The organism is Fusobacterium sp. FSA-380-WT-3A, from assembly GCF_012843705.1.
In the GTDB taxonomy this organism is placed as follows: Bacteria; Fusobacteriota; Fusobacteriia; order Fusobacteriales; family Fusobacteriaceae; genus Fusobacterium_B.
The window spans coordinates 139,543-161,668 of sequence record NZ_JABAFQ010000002.1 but is presented as its reverse complement, the minus strand read 5'-3'; the positions used below and the strand labels follow the sequence as shown (position 1 = coordinate 161,668).

Genomic DNA, 22,126 nt, shown 5'->3' with positions numbered 1-22,126 from the left:
GGATAAAATATGAATTATATATTAGGAGTAGGATTAGGAATAATCGGACTTAGTATAATTTTTGCCTTATTATACAAAAAGTCTGTTATAGATAAAAAAATAGAAGAATTAAAAAATATGGAAGATGAACAATTAAAAGGGCAAATCAAAGCTAAAGAAATAATAAAAAATGCTGAATCTGAAGCTTTAATCGTAAAAAAAGATATAGAATTAAAAGCTAAAGAGATAGCTTATCAAATAAAAGAGGAAGCAGAGAAAGAAATAAAAGCTTCTAAAAACGAAATCTTACAAAAAGAATTAAGAATAACAAGAAAAGAAGAAAATATTGATAATAAATTAGAAAAAATAGAACAAAAAACATTAGAGCTTGAAAAACAAGAGGAAGTTTTAGAAGAAAAATTACAAGAAATAGAAAATTTAAAATTAAAAGAAGAAGAAGAGCTTGAAAAAATATCAGGACTTTCTAAAAATGATGCTAAAGAACTTCTTATTTCTAAATTAAAAGATAGTTTAACTCATGAAACAGCAATGGTTATAAAAGATTATGAAGCTAGATTAGAAGAAACAAAAGAAGATATGGCTAAGAGAATAATTTCAACAGCTATAGGAAAAGCTGCTTCTGAATATGTTGTAGATTCAACAGTATCAGTTGTAAATCTTCCAAACGATGAAATGAAAGGAAGAATTATTGGAAGAGAAGGAAGAAATATAAGAACTATAGAATCTTTAACAGGGGTAGATGTAATTATAGATGATACTCCAGAAGCGGTAGTTCTTTCAAGTTATGATGGAGTAAAGAGAGAAGTAGCAAGAAGAGCTATTGATAAATTAATTTCTGATGGAAGAATACATCCAGGAAAAATAGAAGAATTAGTTAATAAAGCTAGAAAAGAAATTGAAAAAGATATTATAGATGCTGGAGAACAAGCTATATTAGAAGTTGGAGTACAAGGACTTCATCCAGAAATTGTAAAAACTTTAGGAAAATTAAAGTATAGAACAAGTTATGGACAAAATGTATTAGTGCATTCAATAGAAGTGGCAAAACTTTGTGGAGTTTTGGCTGCAGAGTTAGGATGTAATGTGAAATTAGCTAAGAGAGCAGGACTTTTACATGATATTGGAAAAGTTTTAGACCATGAAACAGAATCTTCACATGCAATTATTGGTGGAGAATTTTTAAGAAAATTTGGAGAAAAAGAAGATGTTATAAATGCTGTAATGGCACATCATAACGAAGTTGAAAAGAAAACAGTTGAGGCTGTATTAGTTCAAGCAGCAGATGCTGTATCAGCTTCTAGACCTGGTTCAAGAAGAGAAACTTTATCAGCTTATTTAAAAAGATTGGCTTCTTTAGAAGAGATAGCAAATTCATTTAAAGGAGTTGAATCATCTTATGCAATTCAGGCTGGAAGAGAAATGAGGATAATAGTTAATCCCGAAACAATTTCAGATGATGAAGCTATAATCATGGCAAGAGATATGGCTAAGAAAATAGAAGATACAATGCAATATCCTGGTCAAATAAAAGTTACTATTCTAAGAGAAACAAGAGCTACAGAATATGCAAGATAAATAAAAATAATTTTAAATAGTTGAGTAAATTAAGAAAAATTTTTACTCAGCTATTTTTTTATAAAAAATATAATATCATAGTTAAAATTAAAAAATGTTCTAAAAAAGTTAAAAATATTTTTTTTTAATAAAAAATGAAAAAACTATTGACTTTTTTTAAAAAAGAATGTATATTTAGAATATGAACACGAGAACAGTTTTTATAAAAAATAAAATTATGGAGGGATTGTATGAAAAAATTTGCTTTAGTTTCACTTATTTCTATTTTAGCTTTAACAGGATGTACAAATGTAAAGGCTCCTAATGTAGAGAAAAAAATAACTTGGGAGCATGCAGGAAATTTACCAGCACAAAAAGGATTTGAAAAGAATATTGGAGTAGCTGGAGTTTTATCAGGAACACTTGAAAATAAATATGTTGTTGTAGGTGGAGGGGCAAACTTTCCATTTGAACCAGTTGCTGTTGGTGGGGCTAAAAAAACATATTCAGATATATACTTATTAGAAACTGATGGAAGTAAATTAAATACAGTTGATCATATTAATTGGATAAATGAAATAGGGTATGGAGCTTCTGTAACAACAAAAGATGGAATATATTATGTAGGAGGGTCAACTAATCCAGAAGGAGATAATGATATTTTATTAGTAACTGTTGTAGAAGGAAAATTAAAAGTTGAGAAAGTAGGAGATTTACCATTTACACTACAAAATGGTGGAGTAGTTGAAAAAGATGGAAAATTATATGTATTTGCTGGAAAACAAAATGGTCAAGCTACAAATAAATTATGGTCATATGATTTAACAACTAAAGAAGTTAAAGAATTAGCACCAATTCCAGGAGCAGATGGAAGAACTCAAGCAGTAGGACAAATATTAAATGGAGAATTATATGTATTTGGTGGAGGAACTTCAATAGCTTATACAGATGGTTACAAATATAATTTTATAACTAATGAATGGACAAAAGTTGCTTCTGTAGAATTAGATGGAAAAGAAATATCAGTATTAGGAGCAAATTCAGTTAAATTAAATGATTCAGAAATGTTAGTTATTGGAGGATTTGATAAAACTATTTGGGATGATGCAAATCATAATTTAGGAACTTTAAAAGGTAAAAAATTAGAAAAATATAAAGCTGGATATTTTGGAGCAGACCCTAAAGATTTTAACTGGAATAAAGACATATTAGTATATAATGCTACTAAAAATCAATGGAGAACATTAGGAGAAATACCATTTGATGCACCATGTGGAGAAGGATTAGTTATAATCAATAATAAGGTTTATTCAATAAATGGAGAAATAAAACCAGGAGTAAGAACAGATAGAATGTTTACTGGAACAATTTTAAAAAAATAATAAGATATAAAAAATTAAAAAAAGAAGGAGCTTACTATGATTACTCAAAAAGAAATAGCAGAAAAATTAGGAATTAGTAGAACAACTGTTGCAAGAGCCATTAATGGAAGCCCTTCAATAAAAAAAGAGACAAAAGAAAAAATAATGGCACTAGTGAAGGAATATAATTATGAAAAAAATTATATTGGGAGTTCACTAGCTATAAAAAATAAAAAGATTATTTATGCTCTTGTTGTAAAATCTAAAAATGAGTATTATACAACAGAAATAGATAGAGGGCTTCAGGAAGCAAGAGATGAATTTAAGGCTTATAATATAAAATTTAAAATTATTCAAACAGATATAAATAATGAAGAAGTGCAGTTATCTAAATTAGAAGAAATTTTAAAAGAAAAAATAGATGGACTAATAATAACACCTTTAGCAAAAGAAAAAATATATAAAATATTAAAACCCTATCTTCCAGATTTAAAAGTAGTATCTATAGGAATAAGATTAAATAAAAATATTCCACATGTAGGTCCTAATCATAAAAAAATGGGAAGAATAGCAGGGGAGATAATGAAAAATATTTTACGTTCTGATGAAAAAATTTTAATTGTAGATAATGGTAATGATAAAATTTCATCTAAAAATTATTTAGATGGATTTTTAAGCAAAATAAAAGAAACAAATTTAACAATTATAGGTCCTATTCAAGGTGGAGGAATAGAAAATACAGTTTTGTTATTAAAAAAATATGCTCAAGATGATGAATTAAAAGGTATATATATAAATAGATATGCACAAGATTCTTTAGAAAAAGTTCCAAAAGAATTATTGAGAAATAAAAAAATAGTTACTAATGGAATGGAAAATAAAATAGTAAAACTTCTTAAAAATAAGGTTGTTACAGCAACTATTATGGAAGAAGTTTTTTTAGAAGGATATACTGCAGGAAAAAAAATTATAGAGTTGTTAATAAAAAATAAAATGGTTGATAATAATTGGGAAGTATTGAAACCAAGAATAATTTTTTTAGAAAGTTTAATAGATTAAGATGTTTGGTTGAAAGGAGAGATTATGAAAAAAATAGTTAAAGTCTTAGGAGTAGGAACATTATTATTTGGAGTCATGACAAATCAAGCTTTAGCAAAAGAATATAAATTAAAAATGGGATTAGTTGCAGGAACTGCTTCTAATGAATATAAAGCAGCTGAATATTTTGCTAATGAAGTAGAAAAAGCTTCTAATGGACAAGTAAAAGTAGCATTATTTGCTGATGGTCAATTAGGAGATGATAGAAGTATGTTAGAGCAAACATCAGGTGGAGTTTTGGATTTTACATTTGTAGAAAGTGCAAGATTTCAAATATTTTTTCCAGAAGCAGAGATATTTTCTTTACCATATATGATAAAAGATTATGAACATGCAAAAAAAGCTACTTTTGAAAGTGAATTTGGAAAACAATTATTAGAGAAAGTAAATAATCAATTAGGAATAACTGTTTTAGCACAAGCTTACAATGGAACAAGAGAAACAACATCAAATAAGCCAATAAATTCTTTAAAAGATATGAAAGGAATGAAATTAAGAGTTCCAAATGCTAGTTCAAATTTAGATTATGCTAAATATTGTGGAGCAGCTCCTACTCCAATGGCTTTCTCAGAAGTGTATTTAGCTTTACAAACAAATTCAGTAGATGGACAAGAAAATCCTTTATCAGCAATAAAAGCTCAAAAATTCTATGAAGTACAACCATATTTAGCTATGACAAATCATATAGTAAATGACCAATTATATATAGTATCTAATATGACTATGGAATCATTACCAACTAATTTACAAAATATTATAAAAGAGTCTGCTATAAAAGCTTCGAATTATCATACAGATTTATTTGTTAAAGAAGAAACTGAATTAAAAGAATTTTTCAAATCTCAAGGGGTTACAATAACAGAACCTAATTTAGATGAATTCAGAGAAGCAATGAAGCCAGTATATGAAAAATATATTAAGAAAAACAAAGATGTTGGTAAGAAAGCTGTAGATGAAATATCTAAACTTGGAAATAATTAATAAAAATAAAATTCTAGCGGTTTCTATATGGGACCGCTAAAACTTTAAAAAGGTGATAACTAATGAAAATATTTAATAAATTAGAAGAATATGTTGGGGGAACTCTATTTATTATAATGTTTGGGATATTAATTTTACAAATAATATCAAGACAAGTATTAGGGAATCCCTTAATTTGGAGTGAAGAGTTAGCAAGACTTGTATTTGTATATGTGGGAATGTTGGGAATTAGTATGGGGATAAGAAGTCAACAACATGTACTTATAGATTTCTTATTTAATTATTTTTCTCCAAGTATAAAAAAATTAGTATTGACTATAAGTCAACTTTTAATTTTTTTATCAATAATATTTATGTGTTATTTTGGAAGAATTGTTACTGCTAAAAAATGGATAATGGAAATAGTTTCTTTACATATTTCATCAGGTTGGATGTATATGGCTTTACCATTAATTTCTATTTTAATGATGGTTCGTTTTTTCCAAGCATATAATGAAAATTATAAAAATGATAAAGTATTAATTCCTACAAAAGTTTTAATAGGAATTTTAGTAATCCTTGTTTTAGGAATAATAGTAAATCCTAGTATGTTTAAAATTTTTAGACTTTCTGAATACATAGATTTAAGTGAGTCAGCTGGATTTATAACTATATTATTTTGGTTAGTGATAATGTTTGTTGGTGTTCCAGTTGGATGGTCTTTAATGATAGCAACAATATTATTCTTCTCTATATCAAGATGGAATATTGCATATTTTGCTTCTGCTAGATTAGTAGATAGTTTAAATAGTTTTAGTTTATTAAGTGTACCATTTTTTATATTAACAGGGATATTAATGAATGGTTCTGGAATAACAGAGAGAATATTTAATTTTGCAAAAGCTTTATTAGGTCATTATACAGGAGGAATGGGACATGTAAATGTTGCTGCTTCACTTATTTTTTCAGGAATGTCAGGTTCAGCTTTAGCAGATGCTGGTGGATTAGGACAATTAGAAATAAAGGCAATGAGAGATGAAGGATATGATGATGATATATGTGGAGGAATAACAGCAGCTTCATGTATAATAGGACCTTTAGTTCCACCTAGTATTACAATGATTGTTTATGGAGTAATAGCAAATCAATCAATAGCTAAATTATTTTTAGCTGGTTTTGCTCCAGGAGTATTAACTACAATAGCCCTTATGATTATGAACTATTTTATTTGTAAAAAAAGAGGTTATAGAAAAGCTAAAAAAGCAACATTTAGAGAACAGGCTAGAGCTTTTAAAGAATCTTTTTGGGCACTATTAACTCCATTTATAATTATAGGTGGAATTTTCTCAGGAGCGTTTACACCAACAGAAGCAGCAGTTGTAGCAGCAGCTTACTCAGTAATTTTAGGAGCTTTTATATATAGAGAATTAGATATAAAAAGTTTCTTCAATCATTGTGTTGAAGCTATGGCTATAAGTGGAGTAACAGTATTAATGGTTATTACTGTTACATTCTTTGGAGATATGATAGCTAGAGAGCAAATAGCTTTAAAAATAGCAGAATTATTTATGAAATATGCAACATCTCCATTGACTGTTTTAATAATGATAAATTTATTATTACTTTTCTTAGGAATGTTTATAGATGCTTTAGCTTTACAATTCTTAGTATTACCTATGTTAATACCTGTAGCATCTGAATTTGGTATAGATTTAATATTCTTTGGGGTAATGACAACTTTAAATATGATGATAGGAATATTGACTCCACCTATGGGAATGGCATTATTTGTTGTAGCTAGAGTAGCTAATATGCCTGTTTCAACAGTAACAAAAGGAGTTTTACCATTTTTAATTCCTATATTCTTGACTTTAGTATTTATAACTGTTTTCCCAGGAATAGTAACATTTTTACCTAATTTGGTAATGGGAGCTTGATTTTAATTTTTTAAATAAATAAAAGTAACTTTATTTACAACTAATAAAATTATAAATTGATTTTTTTTGTAAAAAACTAGTAAATAAAAAGTTTAAAAATTAAATTACTTGAAAAAAAGAGCTGAGTAAAGAATTTTTTTAATTCTACTCAGCTTTTTTATAATTAAAAATTAATCAACTTCAGGAAAAATTTTATTTAAAATAATTCCTATAATAGCAGCTATAGCAAGTCCAGAAAGAGAAACTGTTTTCCAAATAACAATATTATCAATTCCTATTCCTAAAACTAAAATAAGAGATGAAATAAGTAAATTTCTTGATAATGAAAAATCTAATCTAGATTCGATAAGAGTTCTCATACCAATAGATGCAATCATTCCAAATAATATTACAGATATTCCTCCCATAACTGGTGAAGGAATTGTTTGTAAGATTACACCAAATTTACCAATAAATGATAAAATTATAGCATAGCAAGCAGCAATTCTTAAAATAGAAGGATCATAGACTTTTGTTACTGCTAAAACTCCAGTATTTTCTCCATAAGTTGTATTAGCAGGACCTCCTAAAAAACCAGCAGCTATAGTAGCTAAACCATCCCCTAAAAGCGTTCTACTTATTCCAGGATTTTTAAAGAAATCTTTTCCAACCACAGCTCCATTAGTAGTAATATCTCCAATATGTTCTATGAATACCACAAGAGCTATAGGAGCAATTGCAAGAACACTAGTTAAAGAAAACTTAGGAAGAGTTGTAATTGAAGTTATAGCATCATTAGAAAATCCAATCCAATTAGCTTGCAAGATAGGCGTAAAATCAACCAATCCCATAAAAATAGAAACAATATATCCAATTGTAACAGAAATTAAAATAGGAATTAATCTAAAAAATGATTTTCCAACAGATGAAAAGAATACCATGCTTATAACTACAATAAGAGCAACTACAAAACTTTTTATATCAAAGTGTCCATTAGAATATCCAGACATAGCAATGGCAGTAGGACTAAGTCTTAACCCTATAACTACTATAATAGGTCCGACTATAATTGGTGGAAAGAAAGATTTTATTTTTTCTATTCCATATATTTTAACAAGGTAACTCATTATAATATAAATTAATCCAGCACTAATAATACCACCTTTTACAGAAGCAATACCTTCCTCTTTTAATACTAAAGAGATAGCTCCTATAAAAGCAAATGAAGAACCTAAGAAAACAGGAACAATTTTTTTTGTACAAAAGTGAAAAATAAGAGTTCCAATACCAGCACAAAGAAGAGCTATAGAAGGATTTAGTCCAGTTAAAAAAGGAACTAATACAGTTGCTCCAAACATGGCCAAAACATGTTGAAGTCCTAAAATTAATTTTCCCTTAGTAGAAATTTCATTCATAAAAAAACCTCCAAATAAAATATTTTCGGAGGTAATTTTATCATAAATAACACAAAATAGCAAATAGAAAAATTAAATATTTTCTATAATGCCAATTAATTTACCAGAAGAGAAACTAATATTAGCAGAATTAGAAGTAATAATATTACTATTACAAAGACTTTCTCCTCTTTTTAAATTATAATTAGAAAGAGGATATTTAAATCCTGAAAGGGAAAGGTTAGTAACTTCATCACTCATTGGAATAAATGATATTGTAAAATTTTTTTTATCATGTATTATATGATTGTTTTCTACATTAAAAATAAATTCTTTTTCGTCAATATAAAAAATATTTTTATATTTGAAAAGGAAATTTAGATTAGTAAGAAAATGGTCAGTCCTTCCGCCTAAACCTCCTAAAATATAAATTTCATCAAAATTTAAATTGCTAACATATTTTATTATAAGTTCCCCGTCTGTAAAATCTTTATCTTTATTAAATTTTACAATTTTACAATTTAATTTTTCTAAATTTTCTAATTTATAATTTTCTAAAGAATCAAAATCCCCCCATACTTCTAAAGGAATTATTTCTAAATCTAAAGCATATTTAATACCACCATCAGCACAATAAATATATTTTTCATCTTTCAAAAGCTCCTTATAAAAACTATTTTTAGAATCCATTATACCATTTAGAAAAATAAAAGCTCTTTTTTTCATAATTCTCCTTAAATATTAATAAGAAAGGTTGACTTATTAAGTCAACCTTTTAGTCATCATCAATTAAAGTATTAACTTGAATAAAAATAGGAAGGTGGTCAGAAATATTACTTCTAGCTTTTAAAAAATTTCCATTAGTAAAATCTAAAGCACCACTAATTCCTGTAAATTCAGTAGTATATTTAGTAGAAATGAATATATTATCATATTGATTAGCTAATCCTTTAGTACCTATAGTAGTTTTAATATTGGGAGAAATAGTATAAATAATATTATCTTTATGAGAAAGCAATTTTTTGAATCCATAATCTCTAACAGATAAATTAAAGTCTCCACCTATTATTATATCATTTTCAATAGGATCTAAATTTTGAAAGTAATCATAAACTTTATCTAAAGCCATAGCTTCAGCAACTCTTTGACTTTTTTTCTTACCATAAATAGAATGAAGTAAAATAAAAGTAAAATCCATATTTCCTATTTTAAAATCTGCTCCGTATGGTTCACGAATAAAATCATTATCAGTATCTTTAAAATATTTTCTTGATTTTAAAAATTCAACTTTTTTAGTTCTGTATACAAAAGCATAATATTCTTTATATTTATTAGTACCTACAGGATATGGGGCAATATGATAATTCCAATCTTCATTACTATATTTTTCAAGGCTATCAACAACTTTTAAAACACCATTTTTAGAAAATACCTCGATAAGACCTATGATATCAAAGGAATTTAAAATTTTACCAATTTCATCATAGTCTTTTTTATTACTACCTAATCTTAAAATATTAAATGAAGCAATATAACCAATTTCATTCTCTTTTTGAGAAAGAGATAATAAACTATTAAAAATAAAAAGAATTAAAATAAAAATTTTTTTCATAATAAATCACATATTAATAATTCTCAGGAAACATAATTCTTTCAACACCTTCAATAATAATATGAAGAATCATCATATGAATTTCTTGAATTCTATCAGAAGTGTTTCCAGGAATAATGAATTCATAATCACAAGTTCCTTTAATTTTACCACCATCTTTACCTAAAAGAGCAACAGTTTTTAATCCTTGCTTTTTAGCTACTTCAATAGCTTTTATTATATTTTCAGAATTTCCACTAGTAGAAATTCCTATGAACATGTCTCCTTCTTTTCCAAAAGCTTCAACTCCTTTAGAAAAAATATAATTGAATCCATAATCATTTCCAACACAAGTAATATGTGAAGATTCAGATAAAGCAATAACAGGAAGAGCTTTTCTTTCTTTTCTAAATTTTCCTGTAAATTCTTCAGCAAAATGTAAAGCATCACAGTTACTTCCACCATTTCCACAAATAAGTGCTTTATTTCCGTTTTCAAATATTTTAGCTAGTTCATAAGCTATTTTTTCAGTAACTTTTTCTTTTTCTTCTTTTTCAATAAAATTTTTTAGTAATTCAAATTCTTCTTTATAAGATTCAATTAAATTAATCATCATCCCTCCATAATTATTTAAGTAATTTGTAATTAGAAATAAAATTCAAAAACTTAATAATAGGGACTAAAGAATTTTTATCTTTAGTAACAATAACTTGATATCCATCTTTTACTTCACTAATTTCTTCAATAACTTTAAACTCACCATTAATAATTTCCTTGTGAATAGCGTAATAAGGTAAAATTACATTGGCAAGTTTATTTTTTACCATTCCTTTAATAATTTGTAAACTTCCTTGAACTATAATTCTATTGTCAAAATTAATTTGATATTTTTCTTCTAAAAAATTAATAGCTTTTAAATTGTTAGGAACATTATTTCTACTTATAAGTGGATGTTCAGTTACATTATTTATATTTACATTTTCATCAGCAGTAATTAAATAATAAGGTACTTTTTCTACAGTCAATATATCTAAATTAGGGTCTACAATATGTTCTTCATCAACAAGAGCTATATCAATACCACCTTCTTTTAATATTTTCAAAAGAGTTGGTTTATCAGCAATTTGAATTTCATATTCTATTTCAGGATATTCTTCACTAAACTCTTTCATTAATTTAGGTAATAACGGGTCTCCAATTATAGAAGTAGAACCTATAATTATTTTGGCTTTTCCAAGTTTTATAATTCTATTGATTTCTTTTTCGGCTCTTTGAACTTTATTAAAGATATCTTCAGCCATTCTATAAAGAGCTTCACCAGCATAAGTAAGTCTTATTTTTTTAGAACTTCTATCAAATAATTTTGCATTTAAAAGTTCTTCAAATTTTTTAATTTGAATAGAAACGGCAGATTGATTAATATATAATTTAGTTGCAGCTTTAGTAAAACTTTTTTCTTTAGCAACTTCATAAAAGATTTTTAGATAATGCAAATCCATTGTTTCTTCCCCCTATATTAATAATAAAATAATTTATAATATATTTTATCATATAAATAATATATAGTACATATATTTTTAAGAAATTTTATTATTTTTTTAAACAAAGTTCTTTAAATTTTGGTAGAGTAAGACACCAATCACAGAAAACTCCCCAATCTTCTTTAAGCTTATGATGCTTTCTTTGATTATAAATAGTTTTTAATTGTAAATAATTTGTAGTGACTCTCATAGTTTGTTCAAGTCCTAATGGAGCATTAGAAATAATTTTCATAAATATTTCATATTTTGAATAAATTTTTCCTTCAATATTTTTTTTCTCTTCATTTTCTTCAAAAGAATTATAAATATTTACCCATTTTTGAAGATTTTCAATTACAATATCATCAACATATTTATTACAAGTTTCTTTAAGATTCATTTTAGTAATTCTGTGCATTTTAGAAGTTGAGCTTACTATATCAGCAAAATGGTATCTTTGAAATTGTGGAGTCCAATAGTTAGGATATGTAATATCAAATTGTACGGTTATCCCTTTTAAAAAACAATCATGACCACTAGCTGGAATAGCATTTCCAAGGTGCTCTATTCTTTTTAAATCTTTTTCAGAAAGTTCGCAAATATCATCATCATAAGGGAAAATATTTCCACTAATCATAGGATATCCACTGGCTTTAGCACTTTCTTCAAGTCCATATACTCTTACATTAAATATATTTAACATTAAATTATAACCTCCAAATAAAAAATAATACAATACTATTATATCATTCTATATATAAAAAAAAAAGAAAAAATTAAAATGATAAATAAAATTATGATATAATATCTTATGAAAATAAAGTTTATAATAAGGAGGAAATAAGATTATGAACTATAAAATAGATTTACATGTACATAGTAATACTAACCCTCACGCCTTCAGTACAATAGAAGAAAATGTAAATTTTGCTTGTGAAAATGGAATGGAAGTTATAGCTATAACCAATCATGGACCAGCTCTTTTAGATACTCCTCATTGGTGGCAATTATTAAATATAAAAATATTACCAGAATATATAAAAGGTGTAAGAGTTTTAAAAGGAGTAGAAGCTAATATTATAGGAGAAAATGGAGAAATAGATATAAATCAAGCAATATATAAAAATTTAGATATAGTATTATGTGGATTTCATGGATGTCCAGAATATCGGAAAAACCAATCAATAGAAAAAAATACTAAGGCAGTTATGAATATCATAAAAAGTCAGAAAATAGATATTTTAGTTCACCCAGGAAATAAAGAATTTCCTATAGATTTTGAGAAAGTTATAAAGACAGCTAAAGAAAATAATGTAGCCATTGAAATAAATAATAGTTCATTAGGAGGGACTAGAGAAGGTTCTGAAGAAAGATGTAGAGAAGTAGCTAGAATAGCTAAAAAGTATGGATGTTATCTAACTGTTAATACAGATTCTCATTATTGTAGGTTAATAGGAAAAACTGATTTGGCTATGGAAATAGTTAATGAGGTAGAATATCCAGAAGAATTAATAATAAATAGTTCTATAGAAAGATTAAATACTTTTTTAGAATTAAGAAAAAAATTGAGAGTTAAAGAAATATTTGATGATTATATAGAAAAAAGATTTAACTATTAAAAATAATTAAATTGAACAAACATAAAAAAGATGATATAATTTTTGAGAAATATAATAATATTACTAGGAGGAAGAATGAAAAAAAATAGAATATGTCAATTATTAGGAATAAAATATCCAATTTTTCAAGGAGCTATGGCTTGGATAGCTGATGGAAATTTAGCAGGACATGTTTCAAAAGCTGGTGGATTAGGAATAATAGCTGGTGGTGGAATGCCAATAGAAATTTTACGTCAAGAAATAAAAAAAGCTAAATCAATAACTGATAATCCATTTGGAGTAAATTTAATGTTAATGATGCCAAATGTAGCAGAACAAATAGATATTTGTATAGAAGAAGGAGTAAAAGTAGTAACAACAGGAGCTGGGAATCCTGGAGTTTATATGGAAAAATTAAAAGGAGCTGGAATAAAAGTTATTCCTGTTGTTTCTTCTGTGGCTTTAGCTAAAAGAATGGAGAAGATAGGAGCAGATGCTTTAGTAGCTGAAGGATTAGAAGCGGGAGGGCATATAGGAGAGATAACAACAATGGCTCTTACTCCACAAATTGCAGATGCTGTTTCAATTCCTGTTGTTTTAGCTGGAGGAGTTGGAGGAGGAAAACAATTTTTAGCAGCTTTTGCTTTAGGGGCAGAAGGAGTACAAGTAGGAACTAAATTCATAGTAGCAGATGAATGTAATGTACATGAGAATTATAAAGAAGCAATAATAAAAGCTAAAGATAGATCTACTGTAGCAACAGGAAATTATACAGGTCATCCTGTAAGAGTGATTGAAAATAAATTTGCAAAAGAACTTTTAGAAATGGAAAAACATGGAGCATCAGTAGAAGATTTAGAAGCAAAAGGAACAGGAAGATTAAGATTAGCAGCTGTAGATGGAGATGTAAAAGAAGGAAGTGTAATGGCTGGACAAGTAGCTTCTATGGTCACAAAAAAAGAAAGTGTTGTTGAAATAATAGAAGGACTTATAAAAGATTTAGAAATAGAGAAGGAAAGATTAAATAAATACTTTGAAGAAATAAAATAGAAAATTTAAACTATCTTTAATAAAAAAATTAAAGATAGTTTTTTTTATGTTAATAAAATGTTATAATATTATTATATTAAAAATAAAGGAGGATATATAAATATTAACTATTTATATGTGATGAAATCATGAATTCAATAGAAATGGCAAAGAAATTATTTGATTCAGAAATAGAAGAACTTACAAAAGTAAGAAATAAATTAGATGATAATATAGAAAAAATTGTTGAATTAATTTTAAATTCAAAAGGAAAAGTTGTTATAACTGGAATAGGAAAATCAGGACTTATAGGAAAAAAAATAGCTGCTACCTTATCCTCTACAGGAACTCATGCAATATTTATGAATTCAGCAGAGGGACTTCATGGTGATTTGGGTATGATATGTGAAGAAGATATAGTTATAGCAATTTCTAATAGTGGAAATAGTGAAGAAGTATTATCATTAATTCCTTCAATAAAAAGAATAGGAGCCACTTTAGTAGCAATGACAGGAAATGAAAAATCTCCTTTAGGAAGAGAAGCAAAGTATATATTAAATATAGGAATAGAAAAGGAAGGATGTCCATTAAATTTAGCTCCTATGTCTTCTGCTACTTCTACTCTTGTTATGGGAGATGCTTTGGCTTCTATCTTAATAGAGAGAAGACATTTTAAACCTGAAAACTTTGCTGTTTATCATCCAGGGGGAACATTAGGAAGAAGATTATTAATGAAAGTAAGAGATGTTATGCATACAGGAGATAATCTTCCATTAGTAAATGATACTTCGTCAGTTGATGAAGTTATTTTAAAAATGACTAAAAAAAGATTGGGAGCAGTTTGTGTTATGAATTTAGAAAATAAAATGGTAGGAATAATAACAGAAGGAGATTTAAGGAGAGCTTTGAGTAAAAAAGAAGAATTCTTTAAAATGAAAGCTGAAAATATTATGACAAAAGACTTTACTTATGCTGATGAGGGAATAATGGCCATTGAAGCTTTAGATTTAATGGAAAATAGAGAAAATCAAATATCAGTTTTACCTGTTATGAAAAATGGAGAGTTAGTTGGAATAGTAAGAGTACATGATTTATTAAATGTAGTAGGAAGATAAAAAATATTTTGATTTCAAAAATATAAAGTGTAAAAAATAATTTTATAGACCAAAGTATTTATTTTCATATTTATTGACAAAGCAAAAAATATTTAGTATAATATTTTTTGAAAAGAAATATAATAACATAAAAATTAAGGAGTGAATTTATATGGTAACAAGAGATAGTAATATATTGGAAGTAGCAAGAAAATATCCAGTAGTAGGAATGGTATTTAGAAAATATGGATTAGGATGTATAGGATGTATGGTTGCAGCAGGAGAAACTTTAGGAGAAGGAATTGAATCTCATGGGTTAAATGCTGATATTATAATCGATGAAATCAACAGACTAATAGAAGAAGAATCTAAATAAAAAATTGAACTATAACACCTTAAGAAATTAAGGTGTTTTTTTATTTTTAATAAAATACTAATGTAATGTTTTTATTTTTCTTGACAAAAAAAACAAAATATATTATCATGTGATATAAAAATAATAATAAGGATTTCATATAAGCCTATAATATGGTTAGGCGTTTCTACATACAACCGTAAATTGTATACTATGGCCAGCTACATATTTTATTATTTTCTGTTAATAAAAGGCCTTTTTAAAAGGCCTTTTTATAATTTTATTAATTTTTATGGAGGATTTTTATGGAAAAGTTTTTTAAACTTAAAGAAAAAAACACAACAGTAAAACAAGAAATCATTGCTGGTATCACAACATTTCTAACTATGGCTTATATTGTATTTGTAAATCCAGCTATTCTTTCTGCTACTAAGATGGACCAAGGAGCTTTAATAACAGCTACTTGTTTATCAGCAATTATTGGTACAGGACTTACAGGAATTTGGGTAAATGCACCTTTTGCTATGGCTCCAGGGATGGGATTAAATGCTTTCTTTGCCTTTACACTTGTTTTTGGACAAGGAGCAACATGGCAAGAAGCTTTAGGAGTTGTATTTTTATCAGGAGTAATATTTGTTATATTAACAGTGACTGGAGTTAGAAAAGCTTTAATAGAAGCAATTCCTATAGAACTAAGATTGGCAACAGGAGCTGGAATTGGATTATTTATAGCTTTTTTAGGAATGCAAACAATGGGATTAATCGTAGATAATCCAGCTACTTTAGTTGGACTTGGGAAATTTACAAAGCCCTTGACATTATCTGTAATTGGTTTAATCATAATGGGATTTTTAGAAGTTAGAAAGAAAAAAGGTGGGATTCTTTTAGGGATATTAATAACAACTATTTTAGGTATTATGGTTGGAGAAATAGAAATGCCAAAACAATTTGTATCAATGCCACCTAGTATAGCTCCAATAGCTTTTAAATTAGATATAATAGGAGCTTTGAAACCAGCTTTAATAGGTTCTATTTTTTCATTCTTATTTGTAGATTTATTTGATTCATTAGGAACTATATTAGCTTGTGCTAATGAAGCTGGACTTATAGACAAAGATGGAAAAGTAGATAAAATTGATAAAATATTAGAAGTTGATGCAGCTTCTACAATAATAGGTTCTTTATTAGGAACTTCAACAGTAACAACTTTTGTTGAATCAGCTTCAGGAATAGCTGCTGGAGGAAGAACAGGATTAACATCATTAACTACAGCCTTTTGTTTCTTTTTAACACTATTCTTATCACCAGTAATAGGAATAGTTCCAGGATATGCTACAGCCCCAGCTTTAATAATAGTTGGAGTATTTATGTTTAAAAACTTACTTGATATAAATTTAAAAGATTTAGAAACAGCTATACCTTGTTTTTTAACAATAGCTATGATGCCATTATCATATAGTATTTCAATAGGATTAGCTTTTGGATTTGTATCTTATGTTTTAATAAAAATATTTGTTGGAAAAATAAAAGAAGTTAATATAATCCTTTGGGTAGTAGCATATTTTTCATTCTTAGAAATTTCAGGTCTAATGAGTAGTTTTATAGCTAAATTTTTCTAGCATAAATTTAAGAAATATTATATAATAGATAGTGTAATTAATTCATTACACTATCTTTTTTTATAAGGAGGAAGGTAATAAATACCTAATAATAACTATGATGATTGAAAATTTATTAGTATCTTTAAATGTAGTTTTTCCTATTTTTGTGATGTTAGCTATTGGTGTATATGTGAGAAAGAAAAAAATGGTAACAGACGAGTCTTTAGGTATTATGAATAAATTAGTTTTTAGGATATTTATGAGTTCTTTACTCTTTATAAATATATCAAATATGGATGTGAAAGCTGTATTAGATGTAAAAAATCTAAAGTTAGTAGGAATTATATGGGGGTCATTATTTTTTATAACTATATGTTGTTATTTTTTATTTGAGAGAACAATGACAGATAGAAATAAAATTCCTGTAATGATTCAAGGGGCTTATAGAGCAAATTTAGCTTTATTTGGAATTCCTATGGCAATGTCACTATATGGAGAAAAAGGATTGGGTGTAATGTCTTTAGTTAGTGCAGCTGCTATTCCTTTAACAAATATGATGGCAGTAAGTTTATTAGAAGGTTACGCAACTAAAAAGGTAAATTTTAAGAAAGTACTTGTTTCAATAGCTAAAAATCCTTTAATAATTTGTAGTACACTAGCTTTAATAGTTGTATTTTTAGATATAAAATTACCAAAACTTATAAAAAATCCTATAGTTAGTTTGGGACAAGTTGCTACTCCATTATCATTTGTTGTATTAGGAGCTACTTTGAAGTTTGATAGTTTAGTAAAAAATTTAAGATTAAGTATGATAGCAAATACAATAAAATTAGTAATTTTACCTTTAATAGCTATGACAATAGGAATAAAGGTTGGATTTACAAATGAGCATTTATTAGGAATATTAGGGGCTACAGGAGCTCCAGGAGCTGTATCTTCATTTATAATGGTAAAAGAAATTGGAGGAGATGAAGATTTAGCTGCTGAATTAGTAGTATCTTCAACATTAATATCTATATTAACATTATTTTTATGGATATTTATTTTGAAAACTTTTAATTACTTATAGAAAATTTAATTAAGGAAAAGGAAATGAACAAAAATTTTGATAGAGAAATAGAATTACAGATGGAAAAATCTTTAAAAAAAATCCCTTGGGAAATAAAAAAAATAAAATTTATTTTATCATTTATAAAAAAATGGAAAAGATTTATAAGTTTATTTAGATAAAAGGAGAAAATATGGATAAAAAAATAGAAAAAATAGTAAAAAAAATAGACGAAGAATTTAAAAACAGAGGTTTTGAAATAACAGAGGATTTAATTGAATTAGTAGAAACAACAGAAAGTGTTTCAAAAGCTTTAGCTAATACTAATTTTAATAATATAGAGATATTTCAAGTAGATGAAGAAAATGCTATAGGATTTACTTTAGATGAAATGCAGGTGAATTTTTTTATAGAGTATGGTGAAGATGAAGAAGGTCCTTGGTACGAAGCATCAGTTGAGATTATAAATTTCTAAAATAAAAAGAGATATTATACATTACTATAATATCTCTTTTTTTATTAAATAAAGTATATGAATTTAATAAAAATATTTATTAAAAATTATTAAATTAAAAAGTTTCTAACAATTTTTCTAATTCTTTTGAAGTTTTAGCAAAAATTTTTCCACCTTTTTTTATTAAAAATTCTTTGTCTCTAAATCCCCATAAAACAGCAATAGTTTTTACATCAGCATTTTTTCCTGTAAGTAAATCTACTTCAGAATCTCCAATATAAATAGTTTCATTTTTTGAAACATTAAAATATTTGATAACTTCATTAATACTATCTGGATTTGGTTTTAAAGGAAATTTATTATTATCTCCAATAACTAAATCAATAGAATTTTTAAAAAATTTATCAACAATAACATCAGCTGAATTCTGAGCTTTATTTGTGATAATTCCTATTTTTATACCTTTTGAATGTAAAGATTTTATTAATTCTTTTACTCCAGAATAAGGGGAAGTTTTGATTAAAGAGTGTTCTTTATAATAAATAATCATTTCTTGATAACATTTTTCTATAATAGATTCAGAGGTATTTTCTGGTACTGCTCTTTCTATTAATTTTCTTATTCCATTTCCGACAAAAGTTCTGATTTCTTCAATAGTTCTTGTAGGAAAATTATTTATTGTTAAGATGTGATTTGTACTGTCTGTTAAATCTTCCAAAGTATTCATAAGAGTTCCATCTAAATCAAATAAAATTAATTTTATAGCCATATTATCTCCTTTAATATTTAGTATACTATAATATTATATCATATTTTTTGTTTTAAAATAAAAGTTAGATAGTTTTTCTTTACTCAAAAGTTATTTTATGATACAATAAAAAGTGTTGAAAATTATTGTAATTATTTTATATATAGATAAGTAAAGTTAGGAGGAATTATGTTTATTTTTAAAAATGGAGCTGTTTTAAATCCAGAAACAGAAGAAAAAATTAATGAAGAGAAAGGATTTATTAGTGCAACTGAAATTAGTTTTACTACAGTAGATGATGTAATTGAAAATATAATAAATAAAATAAAAATTTTTACAGAAGTAGAAAATCAAAAATTAATTTCAAAATATTCAGCAGAATTTGCTTCTAAAAAGGAAGAATTATCAAAAACTGAAAATGAATTTAATTCTTCTTCAGATATTAATATAGAAGGTTTAGATAAGATTTCACAATTAAAAGCAAAATTAAAAATGGCTTCTTATGAAACAAAAATGAAAAGATTAACAATGGATATAAATGAATTACAAAAAAAAGAAGAGGAAGAATTAAGAGAAAGAGATTTTGAATTAAAGAAAAAAATTAGTTTATATAGAGAATCTTTATTAGAGCTTGTAAAAACAAGTGAACTTTTAATTGAAAATAATTTAAAAGGAGAAAAAATAGAAATAATAAAAGGAAATGGGATAAATATAGCAACTTTACCTAATATACCTTTAAGAAATTTAGCTCCTATTTCAGTAGAGTTATCTCTTGATAAAAACTATGATAAGAAAATAAAAGCATTAACAGAAGATAAATATACTTTATCTAGAAATTTAGATATGATAAGAAATAAAATTGAGATTATAGAAGGACCATGGTTAGAAATAAAAACTTATGCTGAAGTTTATGCAGAAGAATACTCAATATTTGAAAAATTAACTAATGATATAGTTGAGATTTTAATGGAAAGAAAAGAATATAGTGATGTTACTAGAAGAAAAAATGAAGAAGATGGAATATATATAGAAAGAGATGAATCTAAGAAAAGACTATTAGATTTAGATGAAATGTTAAACTCACTTATCAAAGAAACTATAAAAGAAAAAATTATGGCTCAAAATGTAGAAATTCCAGGTTTCTTAATGGAATCTAAATATTTTAACTAAAATTATATGAAATAAAAAGACTAAAAGCTTAAAAGAGAAAATCTTTTGAGCTTTTTTTATAGAAAAAAGTCCAAGAGAAATCTCAAGGACTTTTTTATAAGAATTATTTTATTTTATTTCTTAATGTTCCAATTTTTTCTATTTGACACTCAATAATATCTCCAGATTTCATATATTTAGGTGGGTCAAATCCAACACCAACACCAGAACAAGTACCTGTTGCTATAATATCACCTGGTTCTAAAGTTATACCTTGTGAAATTTCATTAATTAATTCTGCTACTCCATGAATCATTAAGTTTGTATTAGAATGCTGTCTAAGTTCACCATTTAAAATACTTTTGATTTCTAAATTAAGTGGCATAGGTAGCTCATCTTTTGTGACAATAACAGGTCCTAAGCATGTAAAAGTATCTAAACTTTTTCCTATATACCATTGACGATGTTTTCCTTGTAAAGTTCTTGCTGAAACATCGTTCATAATTGTATAACCAAAGATATAATCTTCTACCTCTTCTTTTTTTATTTTTTTACCTGTTTTACCAATAATTACAGCTAATTCAACTTCATAATCAAGAGCAGGGTCTAAATCTAAATGTCCATCAATTTCATCATCTAATCCAAGAAGTTTAGTTGCTCTTTTAGAGAAATAAACACTATTCATAACTTTGTTAGATGAATCTTTCTTTATTTCTTTTAAATGGTCTGCATAATTAAATCCAGAACAAATAATGTCATGAACAGTTCTTTTTAGAGGAGAAAGAATTTTTACTTCTTCTAATTTATATTTTCCTTGTCCATTTAAATTACCAGACAATAAATTTTTAACAATTTTTAATTCAACTTCATTAAAATTTTCTATAATTTCTTGCATAGAAGAATATTTTTTTCCTAATTCAAAAAAGTTTAAATCAAAAACTTCTTTTTCATCTTTAGAAAGGACTCCAATTAATTCTTCATATTTTTCTTTAGGAGTAAATCTTAAAAATTTCATGATACCACTTCCTTTCGAATAATATAAATTTTACTATAATGATATTATATTATAATATAAAAAAAATATCAAAAAAAACTTAATAAATTGTTAAAGAGTGGCTTCTAGTAAGGGTACGAGAAAAAAATTATTTTTTAAAAGAAATAATTATTATTTTTTTAAAAAAAGAGTAAAAAAATTAATTAAATTATAATTTCTCATTTTATGTAGAATAACAAAAAAAATAGAAAAAATTAAAAAAAAATGATAAAAAATTTGTTTTACATTCTTTTAAAATGTGATATAGTACTGATAGTAGCATTACATCAAGTAAGGAGGGATATATTTATGTTAAAAAAAGATTTTGTTGAAAAATATTATGTAAAAGGTGAATTTGCATCTAAAGCTGAAGCTGAAAGAAAAATAGCTGCTTTCTTAGAATGTGTAGAAGAAGTTGTTTTAGCTGGAGATGAAATTTCTTTCTTAGGTTTTGGAAAATTCTGTGTTGGAGAAAGATCTGCTAGAACAGGAAGAAACCCTCAAACTGGAGAAGAAATGGAAATACCAGCAAAAAAAGTTGTTAAATTTAAAGCTGGAAAATCTTTCAATGATAAATTAAACAAATAATAATTTTTAAATAGCTATCAATTATTGATAGCTAT

23 protein-coding genes and 1 riboswitch are annotated in these 22,126 nt (G+C 26.1%); of the genes, 15 read left to right on the top strand and 8 right to left on the bottom strand.

Features of this window, described 5'->3' with window-relative positions:
* Positions 1 to 9 precede the first annotated feature (9 nt).
* From rny to HF862_RS02625, 5 genes are all read left to right on the top strand, one after another.
* Positions 10 to 1,575: a ribonuclease Y gene (gene rny, locus HF862_RS02645; protein WP_170186378.1), complete on the top strand. Its 1,566-nt coding sequence runs from the start codon at positions 10 to 12 to the stop codon at positions 1,573 to 1,575.
* 230 nt (positions 1,576 to 1,805) lie between these two features.
* Complete coding sequence (locus HF862_RS02640; RefSeq protein ID WP_170186377.1) at positions 1,806 to 2,936, top strand: cyclically-permuted mutarotase family protein; 1,131 nt, start codon at positions 1,806 to 1,808, stop codon at positions 2,934 to 2,936.
* A gap of 36 nt (positions 2,937 to 2,972) precedes the next feature.
* Positions 2,973 to 3,974, top strand: a complete 1,002-nt coding sequence (locus HF862_RS02635) for a LacI family DNA-binding transcriptional regulator (RefSeq protein WP_170186376.1) — start codon at positions 2,973 to 2,975, stop codon at positions 3,972 to 3,974.
* Positions 3,975 to 3,998: 24 nt separating this feature from the next.
* Positions 3,999 to 4,994, top strand: a complete 996-nt coding sequence (locus HF862_RS02630; RefSeq protein ID WP_170186375.1) for a sialic acid TRAP transporter substrate-binding protein SiaP — start codon at positions 3,999 to 4,001, stop codon at positions 4,992 to 4,994.
* 62 nt (positions 4,995 to 5,056) lie between these two features.
* A complete protein-coding gene (locus HF862_RS02625; RefSeq protein WP_170186374.1) occupies positions 5,057 to 6,910 on the top strand; it encodes a TRAP transporter large permease subunit in 1,854 nt (617 codons plus the stop codon).
* Between the two features lie 170 nt (positions 6,911 to 7,080).
* Here HF862_RS02625 and HF862_RS02620 read toward each other — a convergent pair whose 3' ends face one another.
* The 6 genes from HF862_RS02620 to HF862_RS02595 all read right to left on the bottom strand — a co-directional run bounded on the left by HF862_RS02620 (position 7,081) and on the right by HF862_RS02595 (position 12,097).
* Entirely contained in the window at positions 7,081 to 8,304 is a 1,224-nt protein-coding gene (locus HF862_RS02620; RefSeq protein ID WP_170186373.1) for a uracil-xanthine permease family protein, read from the bottom strand.
* A gap of 72 nt (positions 8,305 to 8,376) precedes the next feature.
* Complete coding sequence (locus HF862_RS02615) at positions 8,377 to 9,009, bottom strand: thiamine diphosphokinase (protein WP_170186372.1); 633 nt, start codon at positions 9,007 to 9,009, stop codon at positions 8,377 to 8,379.
* 49 nt (positions 9,010 to 9,058) lie between these two features.
* Positions 9,059 to 9,895 carry an endonuclease/exonuclease/phosphatase family protein gene (locus HF862_RS02610; protein ID WP_170186371.1) on the bottom strand — a complete coding sequence of 279 codons (837 nt, stop codon included), beginning with the start codon at positions 9,893 to 9,895 and terminating at the stop codon, positions 9,059 to 9,061.
* A gap of 13 nt (positions 9,896 to 9,908) precedes the next feature.
* A complete protein-coding gene (gene gmhA / locus HF862_RS02605; RefSeq protein ID WP_170186470.1) occupies positions 9,909 to 10,484 on the bottom strand; it encodes a D-sedoheptulose 7-phosphate isomerase in 576 nt (191 codons plus the stop codon).
* Between the two features lie 16 nt (positions 10,485 to 10,500).
* Positions 10,501 to 11,373, bottom strand: a complete 873-nt coding sequence (locus HF862_RS02600) for a LysR family transcriptional regulator (protein WP_170186370.1) — start codon at positions 11,371 to 11,373, stop codon at positions 10,501 to 10,503.
* A 91-nt stretch (positions 11,374 to 11,464) separates the two neighbouring features.
* Positions 11,465 to 12,097 (bottom strand): hypothetical protein, encoded by a 633-nt coding sequence (locus HF862_RS02595; protein WP_170186369.1) that lies wholly within the window; start codon positions 12,095 to 12,097, stop codon positions 11,465 to 11,467.
* A gap of 145 nt (positions 12,098 to 12,242) precedes the next feature.
* Here HF862_RS02595 and HF862_RS02590 point away from each other — a divergent pair, with 145 nt between their 5' ends.
* The 8 genes from HF862_RS02590 (at position 12,243) to HF862_RS02555 (ending at position 18,594) form a co-directional block, all read left to right on the top strand.
* Positions 12,243 to 13,013: a phosphatase gene (locus tag HF862_RS02590; RefSeq protein WP_170186368.1), complete on the top strand. Its 771-nt coding sequence runs from the start codon at positions 12,243 to 12,245 to the stop codon at positions 13,011 to 13,013.
* A 75-nt stretch (positions 13,014 to 13,088) separates the two neighbouring features.
* Positions 13,089 to 14,042 carry a nitronate monooxygenase gene (locus HF862_RS02585; protein WP_170186367.1) on the top strand — a complete coding sequence of 318 codons (954 nt, stop codon included), beginning with the start codon at positions 13,089 to 13,091 and terminating at the stop codon, positions 14,040 to 14,042.
* A 128-nt stretch (positions 14,043 to 14,170) separates the two neighbouring features.
* Complete coding sequence (locus HF862_RS02580) at positions 14,171 to 15,136, top strand: SIS domain-containing protein (RefSeq protein ID WP_170186366.1); 966 nt, start codon at positions 14,171 to 14,173, stop codon at positions 15,134 to 15,136.
* A gap of 151 nt (positions 15,137 to 15,287) precedes the next feature.
* On the top strand, positions 15,288 to 15,491 hold the full coding sequence (locus HF862_RS02575) for a DUF1858 domain-containing protein (RefSeq protein ID WP_027127825.1): 204 nt from the start codon (positions 15,288 to 15,290) through the stop codon (positions 15,489 to 15,491).
* Positions 15,492 to 15,606: 115 nt separating this feature from the next.
* Positions 15,607 to 15,704, top strand: a riboswitch (purine riboswitch).
* A gap of 71 nt (positions 15,705 to 15,775) precedes the next feature.
* The gene (locus HF862_RS02570) at positions 15,776 to 17,089 is read left to right on the top strand and encodes an NCS2 family permease (RefSeq protein ID WP_170186365.1); all 1,314 of its coding nucleotides are present in this window, start codon (positions 15,776 to 15,778) and stop codon (positions 17,087 to 17,089) included.
* Between the two features lie 97 nt (positions 17,090 to 17,186).
* Positions 17,187 to 18,140, top strand: coding sequence for an AEC family transporter (locus HF862_RS02565; protein WP_170186364.1), 954 nt, complete (start codon positions 17,187 to 17,189; stop codon positions 18,138 to 18,140).
* Between the two features lie 23 nt (positions 18,141 to 18,163).
* Entirely contained in the window at positions 18,164 to 18,301 is a 138-nt protein-coding gene (locus HF862_RS02560) for a hypothetical protein (RefSeq protein ID WP_170186363.1), read from the top strand.
* Positions 18,302 to 18,312: 11 nt separating this feature from the next.
* Positions 18,313 to 18,594: a hypothetical protein gene (locus tag HF862_RS02555; RefSeq protein WP_035945167.1), complete on the top strand. Its 282-nt coding sequence runs from the start codon at positions 18,313 to 18,315 to the stop codon at positions 18,592 to 18,594.
* Positions 18,595 to 18,688: 94 nt separating this feature from the next.
* Here the strand turns inward: HF862_RS02555 and HF862_RS02550 are convergent, their stop codons facing one another.
* A complete protein-coding gene (locus tag HF862_RS02550; RefSeq protein ID WP_170186362.1) occupies positions 18,689 to 19,342 on the bottom strand; it encodes an HAD family hydrolase in 654 nt (217 codons plus the stop codon).
* 168 nt (positions 19,343 to 19,510) lie between these two features.
* Here HF862_RS02550 and HF862_RS02545 point away from each other — a divergent pair, with 168 nt between their 5' ends.
* Entirely contained in the window at positions 19,511 to 20,491 is a 981-nt protein-coding gene (locus tag HF862_RS02545) for a hypothetical protein (RefSeq protein ID WP_170186361.1), read from the top strand.
* A 103-nt stretch (positions 20,492 to 20,594) separates the two neighbouring features.
* Here the strand turns inward: HF862_RS02545 and HF862_RS02540 are convergent, their stop codons facing one another.
* Positions 20,595 to 21,485: a fumarylacetoacetate hydrolase family protein gene (locus HF862_RS02540; RefSeq protein WP_170186360.1), complete on the bottom strand. Its 891-nt coding sequence runs from the start codon at positions 21,483 to 21,485 to the stop codon at positions 20,595 to 20,597.
* Positions 21,486 to 21,812: 327 nt separating this feature from the next.
* On the opposite strand from HF862_RS02540, the gene HF862_RS02535 reads away from it, so the two are divergent.
* A complete protein-coding gene (locus HF862_RS02535) occupies positions 21,813 to 22,091 on the top strand; it encodes an HU family DNA-binding protein (RefSeq protein WP_170186359.1) in 279 nt (92 codons plus the stop codon).
* The last annotated feature ends 35 nt before the right edge of the window (positions 22,092 to 22,126 follow it).

Excerpts from the sequence above, each read along its gene's own strand:
- HF862_RS02570 (WP_170186365.1), top strand. The coding sequence starts at position 15,776 with ATGGAAAAGTTTTTTAAACTTAAAGAAAAAAACACAACAGTAAAACAA.
- HF862_RS02575 (WP_027127825.1), top strand. The coding sequence starts at position 15,288 with ATGGTAACAAGAGATAGTAATATATTGGAAGTAGCAAGAAAATATCCA.
- HF862_RS02635 (WP_170186376.1), top strand. The coding sequence starts at position 2,973 with ATGATTACTCAAAAAGAAATAGCAGAAAAATTAGGAATTAGTAGAACA.
- rny (WP_170186378.1), top strand. The coding sequence starts at position 10 with ATGAATTATATATTAGGAGTAGGATTAGGAATAATCGGACTTAGTATA.
- HF862_RS02550 (WP_170186362.1), bottom strand. The coding sequence starts at position 19,342 with ATGGCTATAAAATTAATTTTATTTGATTTAGATGGAACTCTTATGAAT.
- HF862_RS02590 (WP_170186368.1), top strand. The coding sequence starts at position 12,243 with ATGAACTATAAAATAGATTTACATGTACATAGTAATACTAACCCTCAC.
- HF862_RS02565 (WP_170186364.1), top strand. The coding sequence starts at position 17,187 with ATGATGATTGAAAATTTATTAGTATCTTTAAATGTAGTTTTTCCTATT.
- HF862_RS02535 (WP_170186359.1), top strand. The coding sequence starts at position 21,813 with ATGTTAAAAAAAGATTTTGTTGAAAAATATTATGTAAAAGGTGAATTT.
- HF862_RS02545 (WP_170186361.1), top strand. The coding sequence starts at position 19,511 with ATGTTTATTTTTAAAAATGGAGCTGTTTTAAATCCAGAAACAGAAGAA.
- HF862_RS02625 (WP_170186374.1), top strand. The coding sequence starts at position 5,057 with ATGAAAATATTTAATAAATTAGAAGAATATGTTGGGGGAACTCTATTT.
- HF862_RS02600 (WP_170186370.1), bottom strand. The coding sequence starts at position 11,373 with ATGGATTTGCATTATCTAAAAATCTTTTATGAAGTTGCTAAAGAAAAA.
- HF862_RS02580 (WP_170186366.1), top strand. The coding sequence starts at position 14,171 with ATGAATTCAATAGAAATGGCAAAGAAATTATTTGATTCAGAAATAGAA.
- HF862_RS02560 (WP_170186363.1), top strand. The coding sequence starts at position 18,164 with ATGAACAAAAATTTTGATAGAGAAATAGAATTACAGATGGAAAAATCT.
- HF862_RS02540 (WP_170186360.1), bottom strand. The coding sequence starts at position 21,485 with ATGAAATTTTTAAGATTTACTCCTAAAGAAAAATATGAAGAATTAATT.
- HF862_RS02585 (WP_170186367.1), top strand. The coding sequence starts at position 13,089 with ATGAAAAAAAATAGAATATGTCAATTATTAGGAATAAAATATCCAATT.
- HF862_RS02630 (WP_170186375.1), top strand. The coding sequence starts at position 3,999 with ATGAAAAAAATAGTTAAAGTCTTAGGAGTAGGAACATTATTATTTGGA.
- HF862_RS02595 (WP_170186369.1), bottom strand. The coding sequence starts at position 12,097 with ATGTTAAATATATTTAATGTAAGAGTATATGGACTTGAAGAAAGTGCT.
- HF862_RS02610 (WP_170186371.1), bottom strand. The coding sequence starts at position 9,895 with ATGAAAAAAATTTTTATTTTAATTCTTTTTATTTTTAATAGTTTATTA.
- HF862_RS02620 (WP_170186373.1), bottom strand. The coding sequence starts at position 8,304 with ATGAATGAAATTTCTACTAAGGGAAAATTAATTTTAGGACTTCAACAT.
- HF862_RS02615 (WP_170186372.1), bottom strand. The coding sequence starts at position 9,009 with ATGAAAAAAAGAGCTTTTATTTTTCTAAATGGTATAATGGATTCTAAA.
- HF862_RS02640 (WP_170186377.1), top strand. The coding sequence starts at position 1,806 with ATGAAAAAATTTGCTTTAGTTTCACTTATTTCTATTTTAGCTTTAACA.
- HF862_RS02555 (WP_035945167.1), top strand. The coding sequence starts at position 18,313 with ATGGATAAAAAAATAGAAAAAATAGTAAAAAAAATAGACGAAGAATTT.